This is a genomic window from Acidilutibacter cellobiosedens (assembly GCF_004103715.1).
Lineage (GTDB): Bacteria > Bacillota > Clostridia > Tissierellales > Acidilutibacteraceae > Acidilutibacter > Acidilutibacter cellobiosedens.
In genome coordinates this window covers 3,497,857-3,513,531 of record NZ_CP035282.1, presented here as the reverse complement: position 1 = coordinate 3,513,531, position 15,675 = coordinate 3,497,857, and the positions used below count along the sequence as shown (strand labels likewise).

Genomic DNA, 15,675 nt, shown 5'->3' with positions numbered 1-15,675 from the left:
TGAATAATGGCAGCAGTAGCAAAGATTGCTAAGGGATTTATGAATTTATTTGAAACAGGAGGGAATACCTTTTTAGGATGGATGAAAGGTATAGTGCCTGTTGTTTTAATGCTGATGGTATTAATGAATACCATAATCAGCCTCCTGGGGGAAGAAAGAGTAACAAAGATTGCAAAGGCTTCTTCAAAAAATCCGTTTACCCGATATTTAATATTACCCTTTTTAGCTGCATTTATGCTGGGAAACCCCATGTCCTTTACATTGGGCAGGTTTTTGCCGGAGTATTATAAGCCAAGCTATTTTGCATCTTTAGCACAATTTTGCCATACAAGCAATGGCATATTTCCTCATATTAATCCGGGAGAACTCTTCGTTTACCTCGGTATTGCTCAAGGAATAGAAAAGTTAGGATTAAACACCATGGATTTAGCAATTAGATATATGTTAGTCGGGATACTGATGAATTTTATTGGAGGCTGGGTCACAGATTTCACAACAGCTTATGTTTGTAAACAACAAAATATAATGTTAAGCAAACAACCGAAAGTAACAGCTGAATAAGAAAAAGACCAGCTAATTAAAGTCAATAGATTTTAGCAAAATAATATTAAATATTTTTTGAAAAATTAATAATAAAAAAATGCACACCTAATAAACCAATGATTATTGGTTTAAAAAACGAAGCTGTTATTTAAAATTGTTCTTTGAAAACTAAACATTAAATACAGATCATTAGGCTACTGAAGACCTAGTAAGAAGTAGTTCCTCATGCTCTTCTGGGGTTCTTAGCTCAAAAGGCTTTTTGTCTCTCATGACGGCGAATATAATATTTACTAATTTTCTCATTACAGCACCTAATGCAACCTTTTTGGGCTTGTTTGTACACTTTTTTTGGTAGAACTCATAGAGCACTGGATTAGTTTTGTCACCATTTCTCTTACTTCGAATATTGGCTAAAGCAGTTGTAAAGATGACCCTACGAAGCAATCTAGAGCCCCTTTTAGACATTTTGTTACGGGTTCCGGTGAATTCACCCGATTGATTAACAGAGGGGTCAATTCCAAAGAAAGCTACAAGTTTATTGGGGCTAGAAAATGCAGAAAAATCACCAACCTCAGCAAGTATCGTGGCAGCAGTTAGTATCCCGATACCAGGAATACTGCATAGCAGATTAATAATAGGTGCCAATACAGGATTATCTTCTAAAGAATCTGCTAAAATAATTTCATTAATTGCGTCAAGTATGTCTTTTTGGGCATCTTGTAAGGTTCTTACCATGGAAATATTAACTTTGAGAATGGCTAGATTTCCAGGGTTATTGATGCTTAAATCTTTAAATTCCTTAGCTTTTAAAACCAAAAGTTCATATTTTTCAGTGGACCACGCTAAACCTTTTTTAGAAGTTTTTTCAATAAGTGATATTAATGTTTGTTTGTTAGCCTTTAGAATTTGCTTAGGTGAAGGATACCTATCAAGTACTGCTAAGGCAGTGTTTGAATATACATTTTGGAAGACATCTGTAAAGTTTAGCATTACTTGATCAATAATGCCAATAAGCCTATTCTTGTAAGTAGTAAGTTCATCACCTAACTTGTAATATTGGCGACAAAGGCTTTTAAGGCAGTCAATAACATCATCAGGAACAACAGTAGTCTTAATAAAAGAAAACCTATAAAGCAATGCAATCTTATGGGCATCAAATTTATCATTTTTTACTTTCCTTATTCCAATATTTTTGATAGAATCAGATTGGATGGGGTTTATGATAGAGACCTCAAATCCAGAATCAGAAAGATAGTGGAAGAGGATTTTGTGATAGTGCCCAGTGGATTCTAAGACTACGACAGGCCTAATTGCAAAATCCTTTTCTGCTTTTTGCAATAGACCTATAGCCTCTTTAATACTGTCAATTGAATCATGATAGATCTTAATACGATGATAAATCTCATTATTAGGGGACAAAATACACATCTCACTAAAATTTTTACCAACATCAATTCCAGCTACAGGTGGATAATCCATAAGAAACCTCCTAAATAAAGTATTTGGATTTAGAAATCCATTCCTTCTCAAATAAGTACACAACCTTGCATGTGACACGAGGAACCAGTGTTAACTGGCCTCAACCAGCCAAATAATGTAATCTTATGAGAATGGATAGATACTCTTTTTTACAGGTAGTCGCATAAAGGCGTCCTAGGAGGAATTGCATCAACCTCCAAATCCATAAATTAATTATACAATATTGTTCATGGTTCAGGCCAAATTAAACTGGCTTTATGGCTAGGGTGAGAAGCCAAAGAAATGTATTTAATGATTAGAAAAGAAGACTATATTATTATTTAAGAAATTGATAATTATTACAGTGGAAAACTGTAATTTGATTATAACTATATTGTACAAGGAGGAATTTTAGATGGCAAAGTACAGAAGTATAAAAATAAAAAAAGGAAGCGGTGGTTTTGGAGGACCTCTTATAATTACTCCGACCGAAGAAAGATATAAAATTTTATATGTAACAGGAGGAGGAGAAAAACCTGATATAGTTGATAAAATGGCAGAGTTATCAGGGATGGAAATAGTTAATGGTTTCAAGACGTCGATTCCCGATGAAGAAATCGCATTGGCTGTAATTGACTGTGGAGGGACATTAAGATGTGGGATTTATCCTCAGAAAGGAATACCGACAGTAAATATTGTACCTACAGGGAAGAGCGGACCTTTAGCAAAATATATTACAGATGATATATATGTGTCTGCCGTTGGCGTAAATCAAATAGAATTAACCGACAAATCAGAAGCTTCTTCCGAAAAAGCTGAAAAGAGCAATAAACAAGTAAAAAGAGAATATAAGTACGATACTACTAAAAAGATTACCGAACAAAAATCTGAGAAAAGTCTTATTGCCCGTATAGGAATGGGAGCAGGTAAAATTGTAGCTACTTTTAATCAAGCGGCAAGAAGTGCGGTTCAAACAATTTTAACTACAGTTATACCATTCATGGCTTTTGTATCTTTACTAATCGGAATAATAGAAGGTTCAGGAGTCGGAAATTGGTTTGCAAATATTATGACTCCTTTAGCGGGAAATATTATTGGATTAATTATAATCGGATTAATCTGCTCTCTGCCGGTTTTGTCTCCTTTATTGGGTCCGGGGGCAGTTATTGCACAAATTATCGGTACTTTAATAGGAGTGGAAATAGGAAAGGGAAATATTCCTCCTCAACTTGCTCTGCCAGCTTTATTTGCAATTAATACACAAAATGCTTGTGATTTTATTCCAGTTGGCTTAGGGTTAGAGGAAGCTGATGCGGAAACTGTTGAAGTAGGTGTTCCGTCTGTTTTATATTCGAGATTTTTAAACGGTGTGCCTCGGGTGATTGTTGCATGGCTTGCCAGTTTTGGATTGTATAGCTAATAAAGTATAATTATAATATAGGAAGGAACAGGAATAACTGATGAAAATTTTTGAAACAACAGTAAAAGGAATTGGCTTGAATGCAGAATTGTTTAAACATGAAAACTTATTAATACTCTTTGGTGAAAATGCACCGGATACTTTGGCAGATTATTGTTTTAATATTGAAATGAATAAAAGCGAAAGGGAGATAAAGCCCGGTATGACCTTAAAATTTGATGAACAGGATTATAAAATAACAGCGGTGGGAGAAAAAGTAAAAAAGAATTTAGATGATTTAGGACATATTACAATAAAATTTGATGGTTCTACAAAAGCAAAACTGCCGGGTACTCTTTATGTAGAAGAGAAAGAATACCCAGTCATTCAAATCGGAACGAAAATATCTATTATTTTGTAAAAAAATATAAAAATAGCAAAGGTTGTCATTCCTACACCTTCAAATGGAAAACTTGAATTTGTGGTATACATTATAATTTTGGCAAATGTATTGCTTTTGTATATATAATAGCATATAATTAATATATGGAGGGAGTGATTGGCAATGGCAAAAACAACAAATCTGTATATAAGGATTGAACCTAAACTTAAGGAACAGGCAGAGTTAGTTCTTAAGCAATTGGGAATTCCGGTATCTAATGCAGTGAATATGTTTTTAAAACAAGTTGTTATGCAAAGAGGAATTCCCTTTGATGTTAAGCTTCCTGCAACAAAGCCTGTGGGAACAGCCGGCTTAACAGAGAAAGAGCTAAATGCGGAACTTGAAGAAGGCTATGCGGATTTTGTTCAAGGGAATACAAAGTCGGCAGAGAAAACTTTTTCGGATATTCGCAAGGATTATGAGATATGAAATATAAAGTAGTATTAACGGAACAAACAGATGCAGATTTAAGAAGTATATATGAATACATTGCATTTACACTGCTTGAACCCGGAATAGCAGTTAAGCAATTAGAGAGAATTGAGAAAGCTATATAAAGTTTAGATGAAATGCCTGATAGATTTAGGGCATTTGAAAATGAGCCGTGGCATAGTAGAGGACTACATCAAATGGTAGTAGATAATTTCGTTGTATTCTATATTCCGAAGTTAGAGGATAAAGCAGTTACTGTCATTCGTGTTATGTATGGAGGACGGGTTAAAAAGATTAATCAATATTGATAAATAAAATTAGAATTTATATAATATCTTCATAGTAAAATAAATGGGATAATAAAAATAGCAAAGGATAGCGTATTCTTTGCTATTTTTATATAAAAAATCTCTCAATTACTTTAACACCCTTTTAATAAATTTCAGCTTATCTCCGTAGGGAGGATATCTTAAATTTATATCTATTTTAGTGCTTTTTCTTAGGACACTTTTATAGTGAGTAAAGGTATCGAAACTTTTCTTTCCATGATAGCTGCCTATTCCGCTCATTCCCACACCGCCAAAAGGAAGGTTTGAATTTGCGATATGCATTATAGTGTCATTTATACACCCACCGCCATAGGACGTATTTCTTATTATCCTTTGAATTTTTTTCTCATTATTTGAAAAGAAATATAAAGCCAAAGGTTTTTCATGTTCATTTACTATGTCTATCACTTCATCTAAGGATTCATATTCTAGGATTGGAAGGATTGGACCGAATATTTCTTCTTTCATTACGGGTTCATCCCAAGTTACGTCCTTTAGTATTGTTGGAGAAAAATACAGATTATCTGAATTTATTTTTCCCCCGTATACGATATTGCTTTTTTCAATAAGTTTCTTTAATCTGTTTAAATGATTGAGATTTACTATTCTTCCGTATTCTTTATTGTTTTCAGGATCTTTTCCGTAAAATTCTTCTATATAATATATCATATTGTTTATAAGTTCATCTTTTATTTTTCTTTGGACTAAAATGTAATCAGGGGCTATACAGGTCTGTCCGCAGTTTAGAAATTTTCCCCATACTATTCTTTTAGCGAACAATTTTAAATCTCCTTCCCAGTCTACAATACAGGGGCTTTTTCCTCCAAGTTCAAGGGTTACGGGAGTTAAATTCTTTGAAGCTTTTTCCATTATCAATCTTCCGACAGAAGGGCTGCCTGTATAAAAAATATAATCAAATTTTTTGTCTATTGCCTTCCTCCCTTCTTCTCCTGTAACAACGTATAAATATCCTTTGTCAAAATTATTATTTATGATTTCTTCGATTATTCTGGTAGTATTGACAGAAGTACTTGACAGTTTAATAATTGCGGTATTTCCGGCGGCTATAGCCCCTATAAGAGGCCCGAAAGCTAATTGAAAGGGGTAGTTCCAAGGAGATATTATAAGGGTGTTGCCGAAAGGCTCCGGATATATGTAGCTTTGTGATTTAAAATTTGTAATAGGAGTCCTTACTTTTTTTACGGCACTCCATTTATTTAAATTGGATACTGCATACGCTATTTCACTTAATATGAGTCCTACTTCGGTGGAATACCCTTCAAAGGAAGATTTACCAAGATCATAATTCAAGGCATCCAATATTTCTTTTTCATTTAAAATTATTAAATTTTTTAATTTATTTAAAGCGCCCTTTCTGAAATTTATGTCTATGGAAGCTTTTGACTTAAAAAAATCCCTTTGATTATCTAAAATAACATCTAAATTATTCATCTTTATCACCTGCTTTTAATAATACTATACCCCTTTTCATAAAATTTGTAACTTTTTTGTAACTCATAACTGATTTAATTCTGGTATACTTAAAAAAGAATATAAATTTGAAAAAAATTTTTACTTTAGTATAATTGTATTAACGGGATACAAAGATTAATGAAAGAGGTAATGTTATGAGATGGAAAAAAGGGATAGCTTCATTTATTATCATACTATTAATAGTTATTTTAATAATAGGCTGTAATAAGAAGAAAGAAAATGGGGGAAATACAAATACAGGAGAAAATAAGCCCAACGGATCCGAAAAACTGACCGAAAACAATGAGAAAAAAATTATGGAAGGATTTAGAAAGCTCACCTCCGGCAATAAAAAACCTTTTGAAATAGCTAAATATATCGATGCCAATATTGCCAAAGTCAGCAAAGAAAATGCTCAGGAGATGATCATCGGCTTGGAAGAATCTCAGGAATATTTTTCACAGGAATACATAGATGAACTTTTTAAAGGAAACAGACAAGACCTTATCATTAAAGCTGGAGGACCTTTTAGCTTTGACTCATCTAAGATTGAAGCTATAGAAGATAAAAGCTTAAAATCTGTTATTACAAATATATATGACGGAAAATACAAATTGATGGCAGGAGAAGGAAGTTATTATCCTATTATTGATTATGACCGATATAAGGATTATGAAAAATATTTGCCGGATGGGATTAAAGAATATATTGATATAAAGTCAATGGAATCCTCAGATCCTTCTATGAGAGATGCAGAACTTGGAATATCCTGGGATGAACTTGGAGAGAGATTGTTGAAAACCGAAAACTATTTGAAAAAATATAAAGCAGGAGTTAAATCCGAAGAAGTAACCAGATTGTATGGAGAATATCTGATAATGTATCTGCAGGGAGGCGATAATTCTCCCATATATGATTATCAAACAGGCTTAATACACAACGAGGTAATGACAAGCTATAAAAAATTAGTGAACAATAATGCCGATACTATTTCCGGTGATATTGTTAATAAATATATAAAGGCAATAGAGCAAAATAAGTTGAAAATAGACAGCAGTATTACAGCAAAAGTGATTGAGCTGCATAATCAAGCAATAGCTAAAGTAGAAGAAAATAAATAAGCCACCACAGGCATAGTTTCTAAACCCCTTCAGAAAAATGTAGAAACTATGCTTATTTTTTATTATAGCCACCTTAATCCCCTAGGATAATGATTTTTAAGTACTCCATTACTCATCTTTCCCCATCCTATGGAATATCCGTCTACCAAAACCAAATTCCATCCTTTTGTTCCATGAAAATTTAATGTTTCACCCTTTAAATATCTTATTATTTCATCACTGTGGGAGGAAAATGATATTGAATTTTTAAAATCATCCTTTTTTAGATAAAGGGCAAGAGAATGAGAAGGCTCAAATCTGTTTTTTTTCAATATTCCTATATGGAGACCCGGCCTTAGCACCTTTAAGCCTTTTATATCTATATTTTCCTTTAACATATATATATTATCTCCAAAAGGGAATATATTTCCGTTCAAATCCCTTTTAAGATAATCTTCCTCAAATTGATAAAAATCCCTCAATTTATTTTTATCAAGGGGATATTTAACTTTGTTGAAGTGGGCAGAACTACCTCCGTTTTTCATCATCACCGCTATGAAATGGCCTTCTCCTTTTACTTTATGGGGCCATATTCTGATGGCTTTATCTATCTCTTTAAAATTACTTACAGTCCATTTATTTTGTCCATGCTCAAATGGATAAAAATCTTTTTGCTTTTCCAAAGAAAATTCTTTGTTTTTCTTTAAAAATTTTTCTATAACCTGTTCGTTTTCTTCAGGAGAAAAGGTACAGGTGGAATAGACCAATAATCCGCCTTTCATGACCGTATCTTTTGCATATTCTAAGATATTTAGCTGCCTTTCCGCACAGGTACGAACATTTTCCAAACTCCATTCTTCTGATGACAAGGGCTCCTTTCTGAACATTCCCTCACCTGAACAGGGGGCATCTACCAATACCTTATGAAAGAAATCCCTAAATTTTTTTGAAATAGTTTCAGGAGGCTCGTTTGTTACTATAGTATTTTCAATTCCCATTCTTTCGATATTCTCCGAGAGAACCCTTGCTCTTTTAGGATTTATTTCATTAGATATTAAGATGCCTTCTCCCTTCATTTTTCCCGCAATTGCAGTGGATTTTCCGCCTGGAGCGGCACATAAATCAAGTATTCTCTCATTAGGCTGAGGATTTAGAAATTCGACTACTGCCATGGCGCTTGGTTCCTGTATGTAATACATTCCTGATTCGTGATAAGGATGTTTTCCCGGATTATCCCCGGGGAGATAATAAAAACCTTCTTTACACCAAGGAATAGGACTCAAAACAAAATCATTTATATTTAAAAAATTATCTATTGATAATTTAATGGTATTTACTCTTAAGCCATATGTTCTTTCATCTTCATAACTTTTTATGAAAGAAAGATAATCTTCGCCCAACATTTTTTTCATTTTTTCTTTATATTCTAAAGGTAATATCATAGGTTTTCTCCTTTTATTTATAGTATATCACTTTACATTACTGATTTATAAATTTATTTTGTGGTATTATATAATAGTAATAGAAAGTTTTTAGGGAGGGATTTTTTTGAAAGAGATATTGGTACTATTAGCCGACGGATTTGAAGAAGTGGAAGCATTAACGGTTGTAGACTATTTAAGAAGAAAAGATATACTGGTTAAAACATGCTCCATAAGCAAGAGCAAAATAGTGATTGGAGCACATGATATTCCTGTGGAAGCTGATTTACTTATTGATAATATAAGAAATATTGAGGACTGCAATGGAGTAATAATCCCCGGGGGAATGCCGGGAGCTGAAAATTTGAAAAACAGTAAAGCGGTAATCAATACAGTGCAGAAATTTTATAAGGAAAATAAATTGATAGGAGCAATATGTGCAGGACCTATAGTATTAAAAGAAGCGGGAATTATTGAAGGAAAAGATATAACCAGCTATCCGGGATTTGAAGAAGATTTGAAGGGAGGCAACTATAAAGAAGACTTGGTAGTTCGGGACGGAAATATTATTACTGCAAGAGGACCTGCTGCGGCAGTATATTTTGCCCTTGAACTTATAGAATATATATCGGGGAAAGAAAAATCAGACGAATTAAAAAATGACATACTTTTAAATATGGTTGAGGAAAGGTATCAATAGAAATACTAAGATATCATCATGGCTTTTCTATATTTTTAATTTAGTATGGGAAAGCCTATTATTTTTTTAACATTAGGGTATATATATTAAAATAGGTTTAAAATCTTTAGAGATGCTAATTTATTGTGAAGGGGAGCTAATAGTGGAAGATTATGAAAAGCAGATAGAAGAAATAACTCGGTATTTCAGAAACAATGAAAAGAAAAAAGAAGATTTTAAGTTGGGAGTAGAATTAGAACATTTCATTATAGACAAAAATACATTGAAAACCGTTTCATATTATGGAGATAACGGAGTAGAAGAGACATTAAAGGATTTGCTTTTTAAAGGCTGGGAAGGAATGTATGAAGGAAACAACCTTCTTGGCCTTATAAATAAAAACAACACCACTGTAACTTTAGAGCCGGGAAGTCAAATTGAGCTGAGTATAGAGCCTCTTAAGGAAATAAAGGATATTGAAAAAGAGTATTTTGATTTTTTATATGATATAATTCCGATATTGGAGAAAAAAAATCAAAATATTATTGCTGTGGGGTACCAGCCCAATACGAAGATATCCGATATAAGGCTTATTCCCAAGCAGAGATACGACTTTATGTATGAATATTTTAAGACCAAAGGTTCCCATGCTCATAATATGATGAAAGGAACTGCTTCTCTTCAGGTATCCGTAGATTACAAGTCAGAGGAAGACTATATTAAAAAAACACGTATAGCTAATGCTTTAACACCTGTTATATACGATATGTTTGATAACTGTTTGTATTTTGAAGGGGGAATATGGAATAAGTTTAATCTCAGGACTTATATATGGGAAAATTGTGATAAAGACAGATGCGGTACTGTAGAGGGAGTCTTTGACGAAGATTTCGGATATGCAAAATATGCGGAGTATATTTTAAACAGGCCCATTATATTTACCGAAGATAAAAAAGGAGATCATTTTACCGGAGAAAAATTATTTAAAGAGATGTTTGACCCGAATCATTATTCAATAGAGGAACTGGAACATGCGCTGACCATGTTTTTCCCCGACGTAAGAACCAAAAAATATATTGAAATAAGGATTATGGACGGAGTCCCTTACCCTTTGAATTTTTCTGCCATAGCATTGTGGAAAGGTCTTCTTTATAATGAAGATAGTCTTAATTTTTTATATGACCATATAAAGAACATGAAAGCAGAAGATATAAAGAAAGGAAAGAAGGAGATAATCGAGAAGGGACTAGGCGGAATATACTTGGGAAGAAAAGTTAATGATTTGGAAAAATGGTTGTTGGATATTTCAAAGAAAGGGTTAAACGGCAAAGAATTAGATTATATTTTGCCTTTGGAGGAAATGGTAAGGGAAGAGAAAACGCCCCGCAAGATAACCGAGGGGAATATGAGACTTGGGAAAAGAGAGTCTTTGAATTGGTGTGTTATAAATAATATAATATAGCGGAGATGAATAAAGATGGACTGGGAAAAAATAAACAATGAATATATAAATTTGATTGAAAAGAATCCTTATGAATACTATGAAGATTATAAAAAAACATTGGAGGCAGTCAGAAATTCTACTGCCATATATAAAGGAGAACCTGTGCCCTTTTTATATCATCCTATGTTTTATACTCCGGAAGATGTGAAGGACTTCGAATATATAGGTAAGATCATCATGTCCATAGCCAACAAAGTGGCTAAGAGGTACATGGATTTTCCGGAGTACAGAACTAAATTTGAATATTCCAAATTATTGGAAGATCTCATATTGATTGATGAGGGATATCATATAAACGTACCTATCGGAAGATTTGATATATTTTATGGCGGGAAAGATAATTTCAAGTTCTGTGAATTTAATACGGACGGATCTTCTGCCATGAATGAAGACAATACATTGGCAAGAATACTGATGGATACAAAAGCCATCAATAATATGAAGAAGAAATATAATATAAGTTACTTTGAATTAATATATAAATGGGTCGAAGAAAGCACTAAAATATTTAAAAAATTTAATCCTGATATAGAAAAACCAAATGTAGCTATTGTGGACTTTAAAGAAAGCGGAACTCCCTATGAATTTGAAGAATTTAAAAAAGCTTACATAAATAAGGGGTTTAAGGCAGTAGTGGCAGATCCGAGAGAGCTGAAATATATTGACGGGAAATTGTATTTTAAGGATATAAAAATTGATTTAATATACAGGAGAATAGTAACAAAGGAATTTGTAGACAGAATCGATGAAATAGAGGATTTGGTCAATGCATATAAAGACGGCAGTGTCTGTATGATAGGCTCCCTTAAATCTCAGATAATGCACAATAAAATAATATTTAAAGTACTTCATGAAAAGGAAACATTACAGTTTCTTACAGAAGAGGAAAGGAATTTTATAAAAAAGCATATCCCCTATACGGAGGAATTCAACGGAGAAGATATATACAAAGAGGTATTGAAAAATAAGGATAAATATATATTGAAGCCTAAAGACCTGTATGCATCAAAGGGAGTATATGCAGGGAAGAGTTTTTCTTCAGAAGATTGGAAAAGAATAGCAGACGAATCTTTGGGGAAGGAATATATATGCCAGGAATTCTGTGAGCCCTTTACCAGGGAATTTGTCAATTTCGAGGATGGAAAACTTAAAGTTAGCAAACTTAAAACGATAACGGGGATATTCATGTATAATGAAAAATTTGAAGGCCTTTATACAAGACTGGGGAAAAGTACTATTATTTCCGGACTTCATGATTACTATACCGTTCCTAATATAGTTGCAGAAGAAAAATGATTTTTTTATTATTTCGACATATAAAGGAAGATAAGAATGAAACTTAATGATAATTTTTATTTGGAAAATACCGAAACAGTAGCAAGGAAACTTTTGGGAAAGATTTTAGTTCATAATATAAACGGAAATATTCTCAAAGGAAAAATAGTAGAAACAGAAGCCTACATGGGAGTCACAGATAAAGGGGCCCATTCCTACGGAGGAAGAAGGACCAAAAGAGTGGAAATCATGTATGGGCCGCCGGGAAGAGCTTATATATATTTTATATACGGAATGTATTACTGCCTCAATGCTGTTACTCAAAAAGAAGGAATTCCGGAGGCAGTCCTCATAAGAGCATTGGAGCCCTTGGAAGGCCACGATATTATGGCATTAAACAGGTTTAATAAAGAATATAAAGATTTGACATCCACTCAAATAACAAATCTGACAAACGGACCGGGAAAGCTTTGTATGGCTATGGGAATAGATAAAAAATTAAACGGAAATATGCTTTCAGGGGATACTTTTTATATAGAAGAAGGAAATAACGATAAATTCGATATAATAAAGACCAAAAGAATAGGTATAGATTATGCGGAGGAAGCAAAAGATTTTCTTCTGAGATTTTATATTAAAGGCAGTCCTTTTGTATCAAAAAAGGGTTAAAATAAGATTAAATGTTACACATGATAATTATATAAAACAATGTGAGGAATACTATGAAAAACAACGGAGAATTTCATATAAGAAAGAAAAGAAAAAAGGAACATATAGATTATTTTCTTAAATCCAACCATAATAGAAGCAATTTGTTTGAAGACATATATATTGAACATAATGCATTGCCCGAGCTGAACTTGGAGGATATAGATACAAAATGTTTATTTCTCGGGAAATATGCAGAATATCCTATAATGATAGATGCAGTTACGGGAGGAACGGAATTTTCCCGGGAAATAAACGGAGATTTGTCAAAATTGGCTCGGAAATTTAGTATTCCCATGGCGGTAGGTTCCCAAACCATAGCTTTGGAAAATGAAGGGAGCAGGGAATCATTTAAAATAGTAAGAGAAAATATGGGAGAGGAAGGAATAGTCATAGCCAATTTAAATGCTCATTCTTCCTTAGATGATGTTTATTGTGCCATAGATATGATAGATGCCGATGCTGTTCAGCTTCATCTGAACACAGCTCAGGAATTGGTAATGAAAGAAGGGGACAAAGAATTTAAAGGCATTTTGGAAAATATCAAAAATATAGTTTCTTCTCTTTCCAAGCCTGTTATTGTAAAAGAAGTAGGGTTTGGAATATCGGGAAATGTATTATCAAGATTATATGATGCGGGAGTTAAATATGTTGATATATCAGGAGCAGGCGGAACAAATTTTATAGAAATAGAAAATGAAAGAAACGATGAAATGGATTTTTCGGATATTTATTCTTGGGGAATACCTACTGCTCTAAGCCTTATTCAGTGCAGAAGATTTAAAGATGATGTCCATATTATTTCCAGCGGAGGAATCAGAAATTCTCAGGATGTAGTTAAATCTTTAATATTGGGGGCCGAAATGGTAGGCATAACGGGAGAAATTTTAAAGCACCTTCTCTATAGCGGTTACGAAGGGGCCTATACATATATTCATGGGATTGTATATAAACTGAAAATGCTTATGCTTCTGTTGGGAAAAGAAAATTTATCGGAATTAAAAAATACCCCTTATAAAATTAAAGGGGTATTGAAAGATCTCATTTAAAATCCTCCGGCACCGCCACCTCCGGCACCGCCACCTCCGCCTCCGGAGAAGCCGCCGCCGCTGCCGATGTTTCCCGAAGAAGGAGCAACAGGGCTGAAGGCACTGTTAATACTTCTGTCAAACGTGTTATTTTTCGTTGAACTCATAAGAAAATACCAGTAAATCCATCCGTTATTATTATAATAATAGTCATCGGAAAATTGGACTTTATAATTGTTTAATGTTTTTCTGTTAATGCCTAAAGCCAAAGCATATATCAAAGCTGTATCCGGAGGATATTTAAAGATATTCTTTTCCTGTGTATTTTCTTTTTCTTTCATGTATTTTATAAACTCTTTCCATTTTCTTTGCTGGGATTTACCTAAATCCGACGGCCTAAGCAAAAGAATTATTCCATATATCAAGGAAAATATGGACATAATCAAAGGGAAAAATCCATACGGTTCCCCAAACACGAAATCCATAACTGATATAACCAATAACACAGGAAATAGTATGATGAACATAATGCCCCAAGGTTTTCCCTTTCCGTCGAAATATCCTCTTTTTCTTGATTCTTCTTTAATCAATTTTTGCCATTGATAATATTCCTGTGAAAAGCTTTTGTATTTTTTCTTTCCGTAATCTTCAATTTCTTCCGTGGTGACTCTGCCTTTTTCTCCAATAGTGTCTATAATCCAATTCATAAAATATTTTTCATGGTCTAATAGATCAGCCTCTTCATTTTTAATTTTAGTTATGATTATATTATTTAAATTTTTCTTGTATTCCCCTCCGTCTTCGATTTTTAAGTACCCTCTTCTGGCTAAGTCCAATATCGTTGCAATTACCGCATTTGTTGTTACGGACATATTACAGAGATATGAAGCTACAGCAGGGCTGCACTTTTCAGGTATAAAATCAGGATTCACCTTTTCATACAAGTCATTTTCTCTTTTGAACTTACTCAGTGAAATAGAAATGAGAATTAAAACTATACCTCCCGATATCAGGGAAATATAATTAAAAACATTTCCCATATATTCGTTTCTGATGGTTTTTTCTCTTGCTGATTCTTGAAGCTGACTTTCCTCTTTTAATATTTCGTTGTAATTATTTTTGTCAACCGATTTTTCGGAGTTTAAAATAAATTCCGTGGGGAAAAGTATCCTGCCCTCAATAAATGTTCTATCAGGTACATTTTCTACTTCCAAATGAACAACATCATTGCCTTTAAAATTTATTGTTCCGTTTAAAGGCCCGTGAGCAAATATTTTAACTCTATCTGTTCTATCCTGAGGGAGTATTATATTTACAGAAAAATATTCTATGGGAGTTTCGTTTTCGTCTCCAAGAAATTTATAATACAATTCTCCCGTGTCATTATATTTAACGGCAACATTTTTAACGGTATATTTAATTCTGAATGTTTTTTCTTCGTTCTCCGAAGGAGAGTATATGGTTATAAGGCTGTTGTCTGATTTTCTATCTATATTGAATACCCTGCTATCTCCATTTTTAGCATTATCCTTTTCTTTGTATTCAATTTCTTTTCCGTTTACCATTTGAAAAACTTGAACACCTTTTATTCCGTCTGTTTTTTCTGAACTGACATCCCTGAATACCCCGTTAAAATCCCTATTGAATTTAAATGTCAAATCCTCTTCTATATATAAATCTCCGTTTTTCCTAAGCTGTGAATTTACTATCCATCTGTTAATAAGAATATCACTTTCCGCTGATACTCCTGGTGAAAAGGAAACAATCAAAAATAGTACAAAAACTATAGGCATAAAGTATCTGAATAACTTTTTAATTGATATCACTCCTTTTTGTACGGCATATTTTTTTCACTTATCTTGTAATATATTCATATCGATAAGA

Annotated in this window: 16 protein-coding genes; 12 read left to right on the top strand and 4 right to left on the bottom strand. The window is 33.2% G+C overall.

Annotated elements, in window-relative coordinates; all coding sequences use genetic code 11:
• Positions 1–6: 6 nt before the first annotated feature.
• Complete coding sequence (gene srlA / locus EQM13_RS16960; RefSeq protein ID WP_071139360.1) at positions 7–561, top strand: PTS glucitol/sorbitol transporter subunit IIC; 555 nt, start codon at positions 7–9, stop codon at positions 559–561.
• A 171-nt stretch (positions 562–732) separates the two neighbouring features.
• Here the strand turns inward: srlA and EQM13_RS16955 are convergent, their stop codons facing one another.
• Complete coding sequence (locus EQM13_RS16955; protein ID WP_128751741.1) at positions 733–2,022, bottom strand: IS110 family RNA-guided transposase; 1,290 nt, start codon at positions 2,020–2,022, stop codon at positions 733–735.
• Positions 2,023–2,416: 394 nt separating this feature from the next.
• On the opposite strand from EQM13_RS16955, the gene srlE reads away from it, so the two are divergent.
• From srlE to EQM13_RS18780, 5 genes are all read left to right on the top strand, one after another.
• Positions 2,417–3,421 (top strand): PTS glucitol/sorbitol transporter subunit IIB, encoded by a 1,005-nt coding sequence (srlE, locus tag EQM13_RS16950; protein WP_071139359.1) that lies wholly within the window; start codon positions 2,417–2,419, stop codon positions 3,419–3,421.
• Between the two features lie 40 nt (positions 3,422–3,461).
• Entirely contained in the window at positions 3,462–3,821 is a 360-nt protein-coding gene (locus EQM13_RS16945; RefSeq protein WP_128753323.1) for a PTS glucitol/sorbitol transporter subunit IIA, read from the top strand.
• A 144-nt stretch (positions 3,822–3,965) separates the two neighbouring features.
• Positions 3,966–4,271 carry a type II toxin-antitoxin system RelB/DinJ family antitoxin gene (locus EQM13_RS16940; protein ID WP_071139376.1) on the top strand — a complete coding sequence of 102 codons (306 nt, stop codon included), beginning with the start codon at positions 3,966–3,968 and terminating at the stop codon, positions 4,269–4,271.
• A complete protein-coding gene (locus EQM13_RS18900; RefSeq protein ID WP_255401570.1) occupies positions 4,268–4,399 on the top strand; it encodes a hypothetical protein in 132 nt (43 codons plus the stop codon). Before EQM13_RS16940 ends, EQM13_RS18900 begins: the two co-directional genes overlap by 4 nt.
• 12 nt (positions 4,400–4,411) lie before the next feature.
• Complete coding sequence (locus EQM13_RS18780; protein ID WP_240662957.1) at positions 4,412–4,582, top strand: hypothetical protein; 171 nt, start codon at positions 4,412–4,414, stop codon at positions 4,580–4,582.
• Between the two features lie 108 nt (positions 4,583–4,690).
• Here the strand turns inward: EQM13_RS18780 and EQM13_RS16930 are convergent, their stop codons facing one another.
• Entirely contained in the window at positions 4,691–6,055 is a 1,365-nt protein-coding gene (locus EQM13_RS16930; RefSeq protein WP_128753322.1) for an aldehyde dehydrogenase, read from the bottom strand.
• Positions 6,056–6,231: 176 nt separating this feature from the next.
• Here EQM13_RS16930 and EQM13_RS16925 point away from each other — a divergent pair, with 176 nt between their 5' ends.
• The gene (locus EQM13_RS16925; RefSeq protein WP_128753321.1) at positions 6,232–7,197 is read left to right on the top strand and encodes a hypothetical protein; all 966 of its coding nucleotides are present in this window, start codon (positions 6,232–6,234) and stop codon (positions 7,195–7,197) included.
• A 62-nt stretch (positions 7,198–7,259) separates the two neighbouring features.
• Here the strand turns inward: EQM13_RS16925 and EQM13_RS16920 are convergent, their stop codons facing one another.
• Positions 7,260–8,618 carry an RsmF rRNA methyltransferase first C-terminal domain-containing protein gene (locus EQM13_RS16920; RefSeq protein WP_128753320.1) on the bottom strand — a complete coding sequence of 453 codons (1,359 nt, stop codon included), beginning with the start codon at positions 8,616–8,618 and terminating at the stop codon, positions 7,260–7,262.
• A 106-nt stretch (positions 8,619–8,724) separates the two neighbouring features.
• Here EQM13_RS16920 and EQM13_RS16915 point away from each other — a divergent pair, with 106 nt between their 5' ends.
• The 5 genes from EQM13_RS16915 to fni all read left to right on the top strand — a co-directional run bounded on the left by EQM13_RS16915 (position 8,725) and on the right by fni (position 13,812).
• Positions 8,725–9,297, top strand: a complete 573-nt coding sequence (locus tag EQM13_RS16915; RefSeq protein ID WP_071139354.1) for a DJ-1 family glyoxalase III — start codon at positions 8,725–8,727, stop codon at positions 9,295–9,297.
• A gap of 142 nt (positions 9,298–9,439) precedes the next feature.
• Positions 9,440–10,738, top strand: a complete 1,299-nt coding sequence (locus EQM13_RS16910) for a glutamate--cysteine ligase (protein ID WP_234958809.1) — start codon at positions 9,440–9,442, stop codon at positions 10,736–10,738.
• Between the two features lie 15 nt (positions 10,739–10,753).
• The gene (locus EQM13_RS16905; protein WP_128753319.1) at positions 10,754–12,076 is read left to right on the top strand and encodes a circularly permuted type 2 ATP-grasp protein; all 1,323 of its coding nucleotides are present in this window, start codon (positions 10,754–10,756) and stop codon (positions 12,074–12,076) included.
• Positions 12,077–12,112: 36 nt separating this feature from the next.
• Entirely contained in the window at positions 12,113–12,724 is a 612-nt protein-coding gene (locus EQM13_RS16900; RefSeq protein ID WP_071139351.1) for a DNA-3-methyladenine glycosylase, read from the top strand.
• A gap of 53 nt (positions 12,725–12,777) precedes the next feature.
• On the top strand, positions 12,778–13,812 hold the full coding sequence (gene fni / locus EQM13_RS16895; RefSeq protein WP_071139350.1) for a type 2 isopentenyl-diphosphate Delta-isomerase: 1,035 nt from the start codon (positions 12,778–12,780) through the stop codon (positions 13,810–13,812).
• On the opposite strand, the gene EQM13_RS16890 is transcribed toward fni, so the two are convergent.
• Entirely contained in the window at positions 13,809–15,584 is a 1,776-nt protein-coding gene (locus EQM13_RS16890) for a DUF2207 domain-containing protein (protein WP_071139349.1), read from the bottom strand. The genes fni and EQM13_RS16890 overlap by 4 nt on opposite strands.
• Between the last annotated feature and the right edge of the window lie 91 nt (positions 15,585–15,675).

Bases quoted from the DNA above. Each gene is read 5' to 3' on its own strand.
- EQM13_RS16905 (WP_128753319.1), top strand. From the start codon at position 10,754: ATGGACTGGGAAAAAATAAACAATGAATATATAAATTTGATTGAAAAG.
- EQM13_RS18780 (WP_240662957.1), top strand. From the start codon at position 4,412: ATGCCTGATAGATTTAGGGCATTTGAAAATGAGCCGTGGCATAGTAGA.
- EQM13_RS16940 (WP_071139376.1), top strand. From the start codon at position 3,966: ATGGCAAAAACAACAAATCTGTATATAAGGATTGAACCTAAACTTAAG.
- EQM13_RS16925 (WP_128753321.1), top strand. From the start codon at position 6,232: ATGAGATGGAAAAAAGGGATAGCTTCATTTATTATCATACTATTAATA.
- srlA (WP_071139360.1), top strand. From the start codon at position 7: ATGGCAGCAGTAGCAAAGATTGCTAAGGGATTTATGAATTTATTTGAA.
- EQM13_RS16920 (WP_128753320.1), bottom strand. From the start codon at position 8,618: ATGATATTACCTTTAGAATATAAAGAAAAAATGAAAAAAATGTTGGGC.
- fni (WP_071139350.1), top strand. From the start codon at position 12,778: ATGAAAAACAACGGAGAATTTCATATAAGAAAGAAAAGAAAAAAGGAA.
- EQM13_RS16955 (WP_128751741.1), bottom strand. From the start codon at position 2,022: ATGGATTATCCACCTGTAGCTGGAATTGATGTTGGTAAAAATTTTAGT.
- EQM13_RS16930 (WP_128753322.1), bottom strand. From the start codon at position 6,055: ATGAATAATTTAGATGTTATTTTAGATAATCAAAGGGATTTTTTTAAG.
- EQM13_RS16945 (WP_128753323.1), top strand. From the start codon at position 3,462: ATGAAAATTTTTGAAACAACAGTAAAAGGAATTGGCTTGAATGCAGAA.
- EQM13_RS18900 (WP_255401570.1), top strand. From the start codon at position 4,268: ATGAAATATAAAGTAGTATTAACGGAACAAACAGATGCAGATTTAAGA.
- srlE (WP_071139359.1), top strand. From the start codon at position 2,417: ATGGCAAAGTACAGAAGTATAAAAATAAAAAAAGGAAGCGGTGGTTTT.
- EQM13_RS16900 (WP_071139351.1), top strand. From the start codon at position 12,113: ATGAAACTTAATGATAATTTTTATTTGGAAAATACCGAAACAGTAGCA.
- EQM13_RS16890 (WP_071139349.1), bottom strand. From the start codon at position 15,584: ATGCCTATAGTTTTTGTACTATTTTTGATTGTTTCCTTTTCACCAGGA.